Below are 14858 nucleotides of genomic sequence, written 5' to 3' on the forward strand. Positions count from 1 at the left end.
GGCCATCTCCTCATTGAATCCTTTTCCGCACGACTCGTAAGGTCGCCGATGACCGGCCACGGCCGGCGCGACCGAAGGAGTTCGAATGCACACGACCAGACGCGGATTTCTGCACCTCGGAGGGGCGGCGCTCGCCGCATCCCTGATCCCGATGATGGTGCCTCACGGAGCCGTGGCGGCACCGCTTCGCGTGCCGGACGGAGTCGGCACCGATGCGCTGCGCGCCCGATGGGTGGACGCGTTGACCAGTGCGTCCACGATCAGCGCGTCGCCGGAGCGGTTCGCTGACGCCATCGCCACCCTCGACAAGGGCGTGACCGCTCTGCTGGGACAGATCGCCCCGACCGACACCCGCTACTTCACGAGCGCCGACTGGGCGGTCGGCGCCACCGACCTGCTGCGCTCCAACCAGATGCGGATGAACTACGTCCATCTCGAGAAGCTGGCGACGGCCTGGGCGACGCCCGGATCCGCGCACCAGAGGTCGCCGGTCGTGCTCGATGCAGTGCGGGAGGGGCTCGCACACCTGTACGAGCGGATCTACAACCCGGACACGACGTGGTGGGGCAACTGGTGGTCATGGAACATCGGCGCTCCGCGGCCGTTGGCCAACGTCATGGCCCTGGTCCATGACGAACTCGACCAGCAGGCGATCGACCGCTACTGCGCGGCGATCGATCACTTCCTCCCTGAGCGCGACCCACGACTGCAACTGCATCCGGAAGGCGTGCAGGAGTCTAACGGAGCGAATCGCGTGGACATCTGCCAGGGCGTCATCGTGCGCGCCATCGTGCAGCCGGATGCGGAGCTGCTGCGGGCGGCGGTCGACGCTCTCAGCCCGACGTGGCAGTACATCACCGAGGGCAACGGCTTCTTCGCCGACGGATCCTTCGTGCAGCACTCCACGATCGGGTACACCGGCACCTACGGCCTCGTGCTGCTCGGCGGCCTGTCGAAGCTGTTCGCCCTGCTGGCGGAGTCGGACTTCGACGTCGTCGACCCGACACGGAGCAACTTCACCGGCGTCGTCGAGGGATCGTTCGCCCCGTTCATGTTCAACGGCCAGATGATGGACGCCGTGCGCGGTCGCGCCGTGGCGCGCTATGAGCTGCGCAGCAAGGACAACGGGGACGAGCTCATCGAGTACACGCTGCGCCTGGCGCAGGCAGCGCCGCCGGAGACGGCCGCACGCTGGCGCGGACTGTGCCGGCAGTGGATCGACTCGAACGAGTTCGCGGACATCGCCGAATCGGCGAACATCGGTCGCCGTGCGCTGGTGGCGGACCTGCTCGCCTCGGACATCGCGCCGCAGCCGGATGTCGTCGGGCCGCGGTTCTTCCCGGCCATGGACCGGCTCGTCTACCGATCATCGGATGCCTCCTGGGCGATGTGCGTGGCGATGTGCTCGAACCGGATCGCCTGGCACGAGGGCACCGGCGCCGAGAACATGCGCGGAGTGAAGACGAGCCAGGGCATGACATACCTCTATCTCGCCGACGACGACCGCCATTTCGACGACCACTTCTGGGCGACCTCCGATCTCGAAGCGCCGGCGGGGACCACCGTCGACCTCACACCGCTGCCGGACAATCCCGAAGGGCAGTGGGGCGAGACCACCCCGGCGAACGAGTGGACGGGCGGCGCCACGCTGGGTGAGTTCGCCGTGACCGCGATGCACCTGATCGCTCCTGGAGCGACAGGTCTCGTCGGCCGCAAGGCGTGGTTCTTCCAGGATGACCTCGTCGTCGCACTGGGCAGCGACATCGCCTCGCACAGCGGAGGCGAGGTGCGCACAGTCATAGAGCACCGCAACCTCGGCGAGTCTGAGCGCGTGCTCACGGTGGACGGCATCGCCGTCTCGTCGGCGCAGACGATGCGCCGCGCGCGCTGGGCGCACCTGCCTGATGTGGGCGGCTACGTCTTCCTCCCCGGCTCGCCGGCGCTGCACGCCGAGGTCTCCGAGCGGGAGGGACGATGGACCGACAACGCGACGAGGTCTGCGCCTGAGACGCAGGCGCTGCGCCGGCGGCAGTACGCGACGCTGGCGTACAGCCATGGTGCGGATGCCCGTGAGGCATCCACCTATGCGTACGCCATGCTCCCGGGCGCCGATGCGGCGCAGACGGCCGCTCGCGCCGAAGACCTCGGAGTCCGGGTGCTGCGCAACGACGCAGCGGCGCAGGCCGTCCGGCTTCCGTCCGGCACGGTGTGTGCCGCGGTGTGGCGAGCCGCGGAGTTCGGACACATCAGCGTCGCCTCCAGCGCAACGCTCATCGTGAAGAAGGTGCCCACCGGAGTGGAGGTGTCGCTGAGCGATCCGACCCAGAAGCAGGACCAGGTCGAGATCACCATCAAGGCGATCGCCGGCGACCGGGTGTTCGGACCGGACGCGGACCGCGTCACGCTGACGCGTGTTCGCGCCGAGGTGCGGCTGCGCGTCGATACCCGCGGCATGGCCGGACAGGCCGTCCGGTTCTCGGTCCGCAAGCGCTGAGCATCCGGCTCGCAGCCTCACCGCTCGACGAGGATGCCGTCCTCGTCGGCGTACAGGTGTGCGCCGGGCCGGAACGTCACGCCGCCGAACTCGATGCTGACGTCGACCTCGCCGGCGCCTTCCTTCGCGCTCTTGCGCGGGTTGGTGCCCAGAGCCTTCACGCCGAGGGGCATCGTCGACAGTGCGACGCTGTCGCGCACGCAGCCGTTGATGATGACGCCCGCCCATCCGGCATCCACCGCGCTCTGCGCGATCATGTCGCCCATCAGGGCGGTGTGCAGCGAGCCGGCGCCGTCGACGATGAGCACCGCGCCGCGCCCCGGCGCGGCGAGGACCTGCTTGACGAGCGCGTTGTCCTGGAAGCACCGCACCGTGCGAACCGGGCCGTCGAACCGCGGATGGCCGCCGAACGAGCGCAGCTGCAGCGGGAGCGACTGCAGGTCATCGCCGTGCAGGTCGTAGAGGTCGGCGGTGGAAGTCATGGGTCTCCGATCATGCGTGTGAGAACAGGAGATCCGCCCGGAACAGGATGATTTCTGAGAGAACATCCTGTTCCGGTCGGATCACCTGTATTTGGGATGCGCGTCAACTGAACTGGTTCATCGTGTTGTGCTGGCCACCGGCCTTCAGAGCGGCCTCGCCTGCGAAGTACTCCTTGTGGTTGTCGCCGATGTCGGAGCCCGCCATGTTCTGGTGCTTGACAGTGGCGACCCCCTCGCGGATCTCGCGGCGCTGCACGCCTCTGACGTACGCCAGCATCCCCTCTTCGCCGAAGTAGCCCTTCGCGAGATCATCCGTCGACAGTGCCGCCGTGTGATAAGTCGGCAGAGTGATCAGGTGGTGGAAGATCCCGGCGCGCGCGGATCCGTCGCGCTGGAAGGTGCGGATCTTCTCGTCGGCCAGTCGCGCCAGCTCGGAGTCGTCGTACTCGACGCTCATCAGCTTGTCGCGGTCGTACGCCGAGACGTCCTCACCCTGCTCGACGAGAGCGTCGTAGGCCTGCTGGCGGAAGCTCAGCGTCCAGTTGAACGAGGGGCTGTTGTTGTAGACGAGCTTCGCGTTCGGGATCTCGGCGCGGACGGCATCCACCATCGCGGCGATCTGCGCGACGTGCGGCTTCTCGGTCTCGATCCACAGCAGGTCGGCGCCGCCCTGCAGCGAGGTGATGCAGTCCAGCACGACCCGCTCCTCGCCGGTGCCCGAGCGGAACTGGTACAGGTTGCTCGCGAGGCGCTTGGGACGCAGCAGCCTGCCGTCGCGCTTGATGACCACGTCTCCGTCGCCCAGCTCGTCCTCGGTGATCTCCTCGACGTCCAGGAACGAGTTGTACTGATCGCCGAGGTCGCCGCTCTCGCGGCTGACGGCGATCTTCTGCGTGAGGCCGGCGCCGAGCGAGTCCGTGCGGGCGACGATGATGCCGTTGTCGATCCCGAGCTCGAGGAATGCGTAGCGGACGGCGTTGAGCTTCGCGATGAAGTCCTCGTGCGGCACGGTGACCTTGCCGTCCTGATGGCCGCACTGCTTCTCGTCCGAGACCTGGTTCTCGATCTGGATGGCGCACGCGCCCGCCTCGATCATCTTCTTGGCGAGCAGGTAGGTCGCCTCGGGGTTGCCGAAGCCGGCGTCGATGTCGGCGATGATCGGCACGACGTGGGTCTCGTAGCCGTCGATCTGCGCCTGGATGAACTCCTCCGCGGTCTCGTCTCCGGCGGCGCGAGCCGCGTCGAGCTGAGTGAACAGCAGGTCGAGCTCACGGGCATCCGCCTGACGCAGGAACGTGTACAGCTCTTCGATCAGTGCGGGCACAGAGGTCTTCTCGTGCATCGACTGGTCGGGGAGCGGGCCGAACTCGGACCGGAGGGCCGCGACCATCCAGCCAGAGAGGTAGAGGTAGCGCTTGCTGGTGGTCTTGAGGTGCTTCTTGATCGAGATGAGCTTCTGCTGGCCGATGAAGCCGTGCCACACGCCGAGCGATTGCGTGTAGAGCGACGAGTCGGCGTCGTACTCGGCCATGTCACAGCGCATGATGTCGGCGGTGTACTGCGCGATCTCGAGTCCGGTGCGGAACCGGTTCTGTGCGCGCATGCGCGCGGCGGCCTCGGGGTCGATGGCGTTCCAGGCCGAGCCCTGCTCGTCCTTCAGCGCCTGGACGGCGTCGATGTCTTCCTGGTAGCGGGTCATGTCGTGTCCTTTGCTCTTGCGGCGATGTGTGCTTGTGCCCGAGGGCTCAGTCGGTCTCGGTGAGGAAGCGCGCGTAGGCGGCCTGCGTCAGGAAAGCAGGGAACTCCTCCTGCAGCGCCACCTCGCGGAAGATCTCGGCGGCATCGTCGAACCGGTCGCCGTCGGGGCGACGCTCCTCGGCGAGAACCTCGCCGATCAGCCCCTCGACGTACTCGGCCGTGATCAGCGTGCCGTCCTCGGTGGAGCGGTCCTGGTGGATCCACTGCCACACCTGCGAGCGGCTGATCTCAGCGGTCGCGGCGTCCTCCATGAGGTTGTCGATCGCCACGGCGCCCAAGCCCTGCAGCCACGCCTCGATGTAGCGGATCGCCACCGACACGTTGTCGCGCACGCCCTTTGCGGTGATCGGGCTGCCGATGTGCAGGTTCAGCAGGTCCGCCGCGGTCACCAGCACGTCATCGCGCTGACGGTCGACCTGGTTCGGGCGGTCGCCGAGCACGGCGTCGAACTCGGCCTGCGCGGTCGGGATCAGGTCCGGGTGCGCGACCCAGGTGCCGTCGAAGCCGTCGCCTGCCTCGCGCTTCTTGTCGGCCGACACCTTCTCGATCGCGGCGGCGGTGACCTCGGGCTCACGGCGGTTCGGGATGAACGCGCTCATGCCGCCGATGGCGTACGCGCCGCGCTTGTGGCAGGTCTGCACGAGCAGCTCGGTGTAGGCGCGCATGAACGGCACCGTCATCGTGACCTCGCTGCGGTCGGGGAGCACGAAGCGGGCGCCGCGGCCGCGGTAGTTCTTGATGATCGAGAAGATGTAGTCCCAGCGTCCGGCGTTGAGACCTGCGCAGTGGTCGCGCAGCTCGTACAGGATCTCGTCCATCTCGAAGGCTGCCGGGAGCGTCTCGATCAGCACAGTCGCGCGGATCGTGCCGTGCGGGATGCCGATGTACTCCTCGCTGAACGAGAAGACGTCGTCCCACAGGCGCGCCTCCTCGCTGGACTCGATCTTCGGCAGGTAGAAGTACGGGCCGCGGCCCGAGTCGATCAGCGCCTGCGCGTTGTGGAAGAAGTACAGGCCGAAGTCGAGCAGCGAAGCGGATGCCGCCATGCGGCGTCCCGTGCGGTCGATGAAGTCCACGTGCGAGTCGGTGAGGTGCCAGCCGCGGGGTCGCATCACGATGGTCGGGGTGCGCTCCGCCGTGACGCGGTACTCCTTGCCCGGTGCGGACTCGGTGCCGGGGCTCGTGAACGTCAGCTCGCCGCGGATGGCGTCGCGCAGCGACAGCTGGCCGCCGATGACGTTCTGCCAGGTGGGGCTCGTCGCGTCCTCCTGGTCGGCGAGCCAGACGCGTGCGCCGGAGTTCAGGGCGTTGATGGTCATCTTCGGGTCGGTGGGGCCGGTGATCTCGACCCGGCGGTCCTCGAGTCCGGGTCCGGCTCCGGCGACGCGCCAGTGTGCGTCGGCGCGGATGTGCGCCGTGTCATCACGGAAGCGGGGGTCGTGTCCGTTGCCGATCTCGAACCGGCGGCGCATCCGGTCGGCCAGGCGGTCGTGCCGGCGAGCGGCGAAGCGGTGGTGCAGCTCGGCGAGGAATGCGATCGCCTCGGGGGTGAGGATTTCGTCGAATCGGTCGCGCATCGGACCGGTGATGGTGATCGTCGGACCCAAACGGGTCTCGGGGAGGGTGATGCTCATGATTGATCCTTCGTGCGGTGTGCGGGAGCGGTGACCGAGCGGCGTTTTGCGGGGCGGTGACCGGCTTCTGTATCGGTGGCGTAGTCCCACTTTCGGTGAAGTCTGGAAGCTTGTCCGACCGAATCCGGGGAGAAGTTTGCTCGAATTTCTGCTTTCGTGACAGACTGCTCGCCATGACCCTCACCGACCGCACGGAAGAACCGGATGCCCTCACGATCGGGCGCCGCATCCGACAGCTGCGCACGGCGCGGGGGATGACCCTCGAAGACCTTGCGGTGCTCATCGATCGCGCCCCCAGCCAGGTCTCGATGTTCGAGACCGGAAAGCGCGAGCCGAAGCTCACCCTGCTGCAGGCGATCGCCCGCGCGCTCGGCACGACACTGGACGGGCTGCTCGAGGGAGAGCCGCTCGATGAGCGCAGTACCATGGAGATCGCACTGGAGCGGGCGATGAAGGGGCAGACCTTCCAGGCGCTCGGGCTGCCCAGCTTCCGCATCGGCAAGTCCGTGCCCGACGACGCGCTCGCGGTCATGCTGGCGCTGCACGGCGAGATCGAGCGGCTGCGCGATGAGCGCGCCGCGACGCCGGAGGAGGCGCGGCGCGCCAACGTCGAGCTGCGCGACCTGATGCGCACGCAGGACAACTACTTCGCGGATCTCGAGAGCAGGGCATCCGAGATCCTGGCCGCAGTCGGGCATCCCGGCGGACCGATCACACAGCGCACGGCGTCGGAGATCGCGGCGCACCTCGGCTTCACGCTGCACTATGCGCCCGACCTGCCGCAGACCACCCGCAGCGTCGCCGATCTCGCGCACGGCCGGCTCTATCTCTCCAGCAGCATCCCGGCCAAGGGCGATGCGCGCACGGCCGTGCTGCAGGCGCTGTCCAGTCGTATCCTCGGGCACGGCGAGCCGCGCAGCTACGCCGAGTTCCTGCGGCAGCGGGTGGAGACGAACTACCTGACCGGCGCGCTGCTCGTGCCCGAGGCGCACGTCGTGCCGGTGCTCCACGAGGCGAAGGCTCGTCGCGCGATCTCGGTCGAGGATCTGCGCGACACCTACTCCGTGTCGTACGAGACCGCCGCCCACCGGTTCACCAACCTGGCGACCCGCCACCTCGAGATCCCGGTGCACTTCCTGAAGGTGCACGAGTCGGGCACCATCACGAAGGCGTACGAGAACGACGACGTGAACTTCCCGACCGATCGGCTCGGCGCCATCGAGGGGCAGATGTGCTGCCGACGGTGGACGAGCCGGGTCGTCTTCGACGTCGAGGACCGCTTCAACCCGTACTACCAGTACACCGACACCGGCAACGGCACCTACTGGTGCACGGCCCGCGTCGAGCCCTCCAGCGAGGGGCTGCACTCGGTGAGCGTCGGGGTCCGCTTCGACGACACCCGGTGGTTCGTCGGGCGCGACACGACCAACCGAGGCACGTCGAAGCATTCGGTCGAGACATGCTGCCGCCGCGCGCCGGCAGATCTCGAGGACCGCTGGCGGCAGAAGGCCTGGCCGAACGTGCGCACGCCTCGAACGCTGTTGGCGACACTGCCGACGGGCGCATTCCCCGGCGTCGACACGACCGACGTGTACGAGTTCCTCGAGGCGCACGCCCCGCGCTGACACCGGGGCCCAGGGCTCGCCTCAGGATGCCAGCTGCAGCGCCGCCCACAGCTCGGCGCGTACCGGGAAAGACGTCAGATCGACGTCCAGCACCCGCGCAGTCTGCGCGAGTCGGGCACGCATCGTGTGTCGGTGCACGCCGACGGCCTCCGCCGCCGGCTCGAGGCGCGCGTCGTGCTCGAGCCAGATGCGCAGCGCGTGCTCGAGCTCGGTGCCGTTCTCAGCGTCGTGGCCGCGCAGCGGCGCGAGGCGTGCGGCCGCGACGAGCTGCGCCTCGCCGGATGCCAGCGCGTCGAGCACGCCGCCGCGCACAGCATCCGCGTAGCGCACGGACCCGTGTCCTGCCCCGCGCCTGAGCGCGCCGAGCGCTTGAGCGTGCGCCTGCGAGAAGAGCCGGTATTCGGATGGCGCCGAGACGCCGACCCGCACCTCGAGCTGACCGGCCAGCTCATCGAGAACGGATGCGTCCTCCGCAGACACGCAGATCGTCAGATCGCCCGCGCCCTCGGCGATGAAGGCCGCCGGGCCGTCGGCGCGACGCCGCTCCCACCACTGCGAGACCGGTGCGGCATCGGCGTCATCGCAGACCGCGACCACGACGGGGGCGGCCGGCAGCGAGCCGAGCACGCGCCGCGCCAGAGCCGGGTCGTCGGTCAGCAGTGAGGCCAGCAGCTGCGAGTTCAGTCGACGTCGTTCACGGGCGAGGGCCACGCCCTGCTCCATCGACAGGCCGGCCATCGCGATCACCGAAGTGACCACGGCCCGAGTCTCGGCATCGTGCGCGGATGCCGCGATCGCGATAACCCCGCGCAGCTGTCCGGTGTGCCCCAGCGTGAACAGAGTGTGCGGTGCATCCGCGTCGTCCACGGTGCGACTGGCCGAGCTGCCCCTGTGCAGCAGCGTGCTCGCCGTCTCGGCGATCGTCGGCGACGCTCCGCCGGCGTCGCGCGGATGCTCGTGGACAAGAGCCCCGGCGGCGTCGAACAGCCCGACCCAGCATCCGAGCCTCTTCGCCAGTTCGGTCAGCGCCGATTCCAGGCCGTGGGGACGCAGCGCCGCGATCGCGAGCGCACGCTGCGCCTCCAGCGCCCACGTGCGGCGGGCGTAGGTCTGCGCCGCGATCGCCTCGGCGTGCCCTCGGGCGATCGCGATGAACGGCACGTCGTACGGCACCTCGAAAAGCGCAAGTCCCTGCGCCGCGCAGGCATCGACGAGCTCGGAGGGGATGCCCTGACTGTGCACCCCGGACCCGAAGCCCAGCCCGTTCACGCCGCGCGCGGCGAGGCGCGCCACGTACTGGCCGACGGCGCCCGCATCGCCGGGAGCGAACTGCGTCCCTGTCGTCAGCAGCACGAGGTCGTCGGCGAGGAACGGAGTCGGGTCGGTCAGGTCCGAGCTGTGCACCCATCGCATCGGCCGGTCGAGCGCGCCCTCGGCCAGCGTCCGCTCGTCGGAGATCAGCGAGAGGCGCAGATCGCGGCGCGCGAGCAGTGTGCGCAGCGTGGGGTTCACGGGTGGTTCCACAGATACTCCGTTATACGCGTCGGCGAAGTGCTTGACAAGATTGTACGCACTGGCGAGTGCAGCCGGTGCGGCCGGGACGTACTCTCGCCTCATGACCATCACCGACGCGACCTCCACCATCCCTGTCGGCGGACCGACCCTCGAGCAGGTCCGCCGTGTCGTCACGGAGCTGCCCGGCCCGCGCTCGGCTGAGATCCTCGCCCGCAAGTCGGATGCCGTCGCTTCCGGCGTCGCGCACTCGATGCCGATCGCCGTCGTGGCCGCGGGAGGAGGCGTCGTCGTCGACGCCGACGGGAACTCCCTGATCGACCTCGGCTCGGGCATCGCCGTCACCAGCGTCGGCAACGCGCACCCCAAGGTCGCCGCGGCCGTCGCCGCACAGGCCGCGCAGTTCACCCACACCTGCTTCATGGTCTCGCCCTACGAGGCGTACATCGACGTCGCCGAGGCGCTGAACCGTCTCACGCCGGGTGGCTTCGCGAAGAAGAGCGCTCTGTTCAACTCCGGCGCGGAAGCCGTCGAGAACGCCGTCAAGATCGCCCGCAAGCACACCGGTCGCCAGGCTGTCGTCGCGTTCGACCACGGCTACCACGGCCGGACCAACCTCACCATGGCGCTGACCGCGAAGTCGATGCCGTACAAGTCCGGCTTCGGACCGTTCGCCCCCGAGGTGTACCGGGTGCCGGGCTCGTACCCGTACCGCGACGGACTCACCGGGTCCGAGGCCGCAGCCCGCGCCATCACCATGATCGAGAAGCAGATCGGCGCCGACAGCCTCGCCGCCGTCATCATCGAGCCGATCCAGGGCGAGGGCGGCTTCATCGTCCCTGCCGACGGCTTCCTCGACGACGTCGTGGCCTGGTGCCGCCAGAACGGCGTCGTCTTCATCGCCGACGAGGTGCAGACCGGCTTCGCCCGCACGGGGGCGATGTTCGCCAGCGAGATCTTCGGCATCGAGCCCGACCTGGTCACCACAGCCAAGGGCATCGCCGGCGGTCTGCCGCTCGCTGCCGTCACCGGCCGCGCGGAGATCATGGATGCCGCGCACGCCGGCGGCCTCGGCGGCACCTACGGTGGCAACCCGATCGCATGCGCCGCGGCGATCGCGTCGATCGACGCATTCGAGAACGAGGGGCTCGTCGAGCGCGCACAGCAGCTCGGCGGCATCCTCACCGAGCGCCTCGGTGCGATGCAGGCCGCCGACCAGCGCATCGGCGAGGTGCGCGGACACGGGGCGATGGTCGCCGCCGAGTTCGTCGACCCTGCCACGGGAGCGCCGGATGCCGCGCTCACCGCGACCGTCGCCAAGGCGTGCATCGCCGCCGGCGTGATCGTGCTCACCTGCGGCACCTTCGGCAACGTCATCCGTTTCCTGCCCCCGCTCACCATCGACGATGACCTGCTGGCCGAGGGCCTCGACGTCGTCGCCGCCGCGCTCGCCGCCGCCTGAGACCCGGCTGCCGCCTGAATCGGGGGATGCGGGCGGCAGCCGAACCACCAACCCCTCACCTCGAAGGAGCTGCAATGACGGAGCAGGATCTCACCCGCGACGTGCTGATCATCGGCGCCGGGGCCGCAGGACTCACCGCCGCGAACGAACTGCGCAAGGCCGGCCTGTCCGTCGCCGTGCTCGAAGCACGCGACCGCGTCGGCGGTCGCGTGTGGACCGACGTCGTCGACGGCGCCATGCTCGAGATCGGCGGACAGTGGGTCTCGCCGGATCAGGATGCCCTGATCGAGACGATCGCCGAACTGGGGCTGGAGACGTTCAGCCGGTACCGCGAGGGCGACAGCGTCTACGTCGGGCCCGACGGCACCGCCCACCGCTTCACCGGCGAGATGTTCCCGGTCGCGCCTGAGACGGAGAAGGCGATCGCCGAGATCACCGAGCGGCTCGACGCGATGGTCGCCGAGATCGATCCGGACAGACCGTGGGAGCACCCCAGCGCAGCCGAATGGGATGCCATCACCTGGGACGCCTGGCTGCGAGCGCAGACCGATGACGACGAGGCGGTGCGCAACCTCGCATTCGCGACGGGCTCTGCCATGCTCACCAAGCCGACGCACGCGTTCTCGCTGCTCCAGTCCCTGCTGATGGCGGCATCCGCCGGCTCGTACTCGAACCTCGTCGACGCCGACTTCATCCTCGACAAGCGCGTCGTCGGAGGCCTGCAGCAGGTTCCGCTGCGGCTGGCCGAGCGCCTCGGCGAGGACGTGCTGCTGAACCAGCCGGTGCGCGCGCTCGAGTGGTCCGATGCCGGTGTCGTCGCGCACACCGACAGCCTCACCGTCCGCGCACGCCACGCGATCATCGCGCTGGCGCCGGTGCTCTACAACCGCATCTCGTTCGTTCCGCCGCTGCCGCGCCGGCAGCACCAGCTGCACCAGCACCTCTCGATGGGATTCGTCATCAAGGTGCACGCCGTCTACGACCGCCCGTTCTGGCGCGAGCAGGGTCTCAGCGGAACGGCCTTCAGCCCGTACGAGCTCTCGCACGAGGCGTACGACAACACCAACCACGGCGATGAGCGGGGTACGCTCGTCGGCTTCGTCAGCGACCAGAACGCCGACGACCTCTTCGCACTGACGGCCGAGGAGCGCAGGGAGCGCATCCTCGAATCGCTCTCGCACTACTACGGGCCCGAGGCGAAGAACCCGGTCGTCTACTACGAGAGCGACTGGGGCAGCGAGGAGTGGACCCGCGGCGCATACGCGGCGAGCTTCGACATGGGCGGGCTGCACCGCTACGGCAGCGACCTGCGCACGCCGGTCGGCCCGATCCGCTTCGCGTGCAGCGACATGGCCGGCGCCGGCTACCAGCACGTCGACGGCGCCATCCGGATGGGCCGCCTCGCCGCCTCCCAGATCATCCAGGGGCGCTCATGAGCACCCACTCGATCGTCGTCGGCTACACCGCCACCCCCGCCGGGGCGGATGCCGTGGCACTCGGCGTCCGGCTGGCGCGCGGGCTCGGAATGCGGCTCGACCTCGTGATCGTGCTCCCGTCGGAGGGCACTCGCAGCGCGGGCGTACCGCCCGAGCGCGCGTACGAGGACCACATCCGCGCACAGGCGCGGGAGTGGTTGCGTCAGGCGACCGAGGCGATCCCCGACGACGTCGTCCGGTCCGCGCACGTCCGCTTCAACGACTCGTTCGCAGAGGGGCTCATCGGCGCGGGGGAGGAGTTCGATGCGAGGATGCTGGTGGTCGGTGCGGCGGCGGGAAGCAGGTTCGGTCGCCATAGGCTCGGCTCCGTGGCATCCGATCTGGTGCACTCCTCGACCATCCCCGTCGCACTCGCCACGGCCGGTTCCGCTGACCGCGTCGACGCCGACCAGCCGATCACGCGCGTGAGCGCGGCGATCGGCAAGCGCGAGGGCGCCGATGTCGTGCTCGAGGAGGCGATCGCACTCACCCGCGCCAGCGGCGGCTCGCTGCGACTGATCTCACTGGTTCCGTTCGATGTCCCCGCCGGTCTCGACACCGGCGCCATCACCCTGGTGCGCAACACACACGGCGGCGATGTGCTGGCTCAGGCGCGCGAAGCGCTCCCCAGCGGCGTCGAAGCCACCCTCGAGCGCGCGACGGGCGACAGTGTGGAGGATGCCGTCGCGCACCTGCCCTGGGAGCCGGGCGAGATCGTCCTGGTCGGCTCCAGCCGTCTCGCCCAGCCGCGGCGGCTCTTCCTCGGCTCGACGGCCGCGAAGATGCTGCACGAGCTGCCCGTACCCATGATCGTCGTTCCGCGCACGCGCGGAACAGGAAAGGCCTGAGAGGCCCCCATGTCCGAAACCCCGCACACCGTCGTGCCGGATCCCGTCACCACGGGCATCTCCAAGAAGGGACTGAGCGCCGGCACCGTCGGGCTGATCGGCGCCATCGTCATCGGCATCTCGTGCATCGCCCCGGCGTACACCTTCACCGCAGCCATCGGTCCGACCGCGTCGGTCGTCGGCGAGCAGATCCCCGCGATCATCCTGGTCGGGTTCATCCCGATGCTGCTCGTGGCGTTCGGCTACCGCGAGCTCAACCGTCGGATGCCCGATTCGGGCACCTCGTTCACCTGGGCCGCCCGCGCGTTCGGCCCCTGGGTGGGGTGGATGGCCGGCTGGGGTCTCGTGGTCGCCACGATCCTGGTGCTGTCGAACCTCGCCGGTGTCGCCGTCGACTTCCTGTTCCTGTTGCTCGCGCAGGTGACCGGTGATGCGGCGCTCGCCGATCTGGCCGGTGTCACTTGGATCAACATCGCGGTGTGCCTGCTGTTCATGCTCGGCGCGACATTCATCTCGTACCGCGACATGCAGACCACCCAGAAGCTGCAGTACTGGCTCGTGAGCTTCCAGGTGCTCGTGCTGGTGTTCTTCGCCGTCTCGGCCATCACGCAGGCCGTCTCCGGCGGCGGTTTCGACTTCCAGCCGTTCGACCCGAGCTGGTTCAACCCGTTCGCCGTCTCGTCGTTCAGCGCGTTCGCGGCCGGGCTCTCGCTGTCGATCTTCATCTTCTGGGGGTGGGACGTCACCCTGACGATGAACGAGGAGACCAAGAATCCCGAGAAGACGCCGGGGCGCGCGGCAACCGCCACGGTGCTGACCATCGTGTCGCTGTACCTGCTGCTGGCCGTGGCCATGATCATGTTCGCCGGCGTCGGCACCGGCACGCTCGGGCTCGGCAACGCCGACATCCAGGAGAACGTGTTCTTCCACCTCTCCGGTCCGATCCTCGGCCCGCTGGCCTTCCTGGTGTCGCTGGCCGTGCTGACCAGCTCGGCGTCCTCCCTGCAGTCGACCTTCGTCGGGCCCGCGCGCACGCTGCTGGCGATGGGCCACTACGGGGCGCTTCCCAAGGCGTACGCGAGGGTGAGCCCGCGGTTCTTCACCCCCGGCTACGCCACGATCGCCTCCGCCGTCGTCGCCTCGGCGTTCTACGCGATCATGCGCGTCGTCAGCGAGGACACCCTGTGGGACACCATCCTCACGCTGGGCATGATGATCTGCTTCTACTACGGCATCACGGCGTTCGCGTGCGTCTGGTACTTCCGCCACCAGTGGTTCGACTCCGTGCGCAACGCGCTGTTCACCTTCCTGTTCCCGCTCGTCGGCGGCATCCTGCTCGCCGTGCTGTTCTTCACGACGCTGATCGACTCGATGGACCCGGCGTACGGATCCGGCACGGAGATCGGCGGCGTGGGAATCGTCTTCATCCTCGGGATGGTCATCATCGTCGTCGGCATCGTCGTGATGATCTGGAACGCCGTTCGGCGCCCGGCCTTCTTCCGCGGTGAGACACTGAGCATGGATGCCCCGCCCAGCCTGCGCCGACGCTGACCCGCACCCTTCCCCAC

The 14858-nt window shown here is 68.9% G+C and carries 10 protein-coding genes; 6 read left to right on the top strand and 4 right to left on the bottom strand.

Going from position 1 to position 14858, the window contains the following annotated elements:
- Positions 1–85 precede the first annotated feature (85 nt).
- Positions 86–2494 carry a polysaccharide lyase 8 family protein gene (locus ACQUSX_RS13350; protein ID WP_428907394.1) on the top strand — a complete coding sequence of 803 codons (2409 nt, stop codon included), beginning with the start codon at positions 86–88 and terminating at the stop codon, positions 2492–2494.
- Positions 2495–2511: 17 nt separating this feature from the next.
- On the opposite strand, the gene rraA is transcribed toward ACQUSX_RS13350, so the two are convergent.
- From rraA to aceB, 3 genes are all read right to left on the bottom strand, one after another.
- Positions 2512–2976 (bottom strand): ribonuclease E activity regulator RraA, encoded by a 465-nt coding sequence (gene rraA / locus ACQUSX_RS13355; RefSeq protein WP_428907395.1) that lies wholly within the window; start codon positions 2974–2976, stop codon positions 2512–2514.
- Between the two features lie 103 nt (positions 2977–3079).
- Positions 3080–4675, bottom strand: a complete 1596-nt coding sequence (locus ACQUSX_RS13360; RefSeq protein ID WP_428907396.1) for an isocitrate lyase — start codon at positions 4673–4675, stop codon at positions 3080–3082.
- A 46-nt stretch (positions 4676–4721) separates the two neighbouring features.
- Positions 4722–6368 (bottom strand): malate synthase A, encoded by a 1647-nt coding sequence (gene aceB / locus ACQUSX_RS13365; RefSeq protein WP_428907397.1) that lies wholly within the window; start codon positions 6366–6368, stop codon positions 4722–4724.
- 173 nt (positions 6369–6541) lie between these two features.
- On the opposite strand from aceB, the gene ACQUSX_RS13370 reads away from it, so the two are divergent.
- Positions 6542–7993 carry a helix-turn-helix domain-containing protein gene (locus tag ACQUSX_RS13370; RefSeq protein WP_428907398.1) on the top strand — a complete coding sequence of 484 codons (1452 nt, stop codon included), beginning with the start codon at positions 6542–6544 and terminating at the stop codon, positions 7991–7993.
- Positions 7994–8014: 21 nt separating this feature from the next.
- Here the strand turns inward: ACQUSX_RS13370 and ACQUSX_RS13375 are convergent, their stop codons facing one another.
- Entirely contained in the window at positions 8015–9517 is a 1503-nt protein-coding gene (locus tag ACQUSX_RS13375; RefSeq protein ID WP_428907399.1) for a PucR family transcriptional regulator, read from the bottom strand.
- Between the two features lie 91 nt (positions 9518–9608).
- On the opposite strand from ACQUSX_RS13375, the gene gabT reads away from it, so the two are divergent.
- The 4 genes from gabT (at position 9609) to ACQUSX_RS13395 (ending at position 14841) form a co-directional block, all read left to right on the top strand.
- Positions 9609–10967 carry a 4-aminobutyrate--2-oxoglutarate transaminase gene (gene gabT, locus ACQUSX_RS13380; RefSeq protein ID WP_428907400.1) on the top strand — a complete coding sequence of 453 codons (1359 nt, stop codon included), beginning with the start codon at positions 9609–9611 and terminating at the stop codon, positions 10965–10967.
- A gap of 74 nt (positions 10968–11041) precedes the next feature.
- On the top strand, positions 11042–12403 hold the full coding sequence (locus ACQUSX_RS13385; protein ID WP_428907401.1) for a flavin monoamine oxidase family protein: 1362 nt from the start codon (positions 11042–11044) through the stop codon (positions 12401–12403).
- Complete coding sequence (locus ACQUSX_RS13390) at positions 12400–13290, top strand: universal stress protein (RefSeq protein WP_428907402.1); 891 nt, start codon at positions 12400–12402, stop codon at positions 13288–13290. The genes ACQUSX_RS13385 and ACQUSX_RS13390 overlap by 4 nt, the downstream gene beginning before the upstream one ends.
- Before the next feature lie 9 nt (positions 13291–13299).
- Complete coding sequence (locus tag ACQUSX_RS13395; protein ID WP_428907403.1) at positions 13300–14841, top strand: APC family permease; 1542 nt, start codon at positions 13300–13302, stop codon at positions 14839–14841.
- Positions 14842–14858: the final 17 nt, after the last annotated feature.

It is taken from the genome of Microbacterium alcoholitolerans, from assembly GCF_050408615.1.
Lineage (GTDB): Bacteria > Actinomycetota > Actinomycetes > Actinomycetales > Microbacteriaceae > Microbacterium.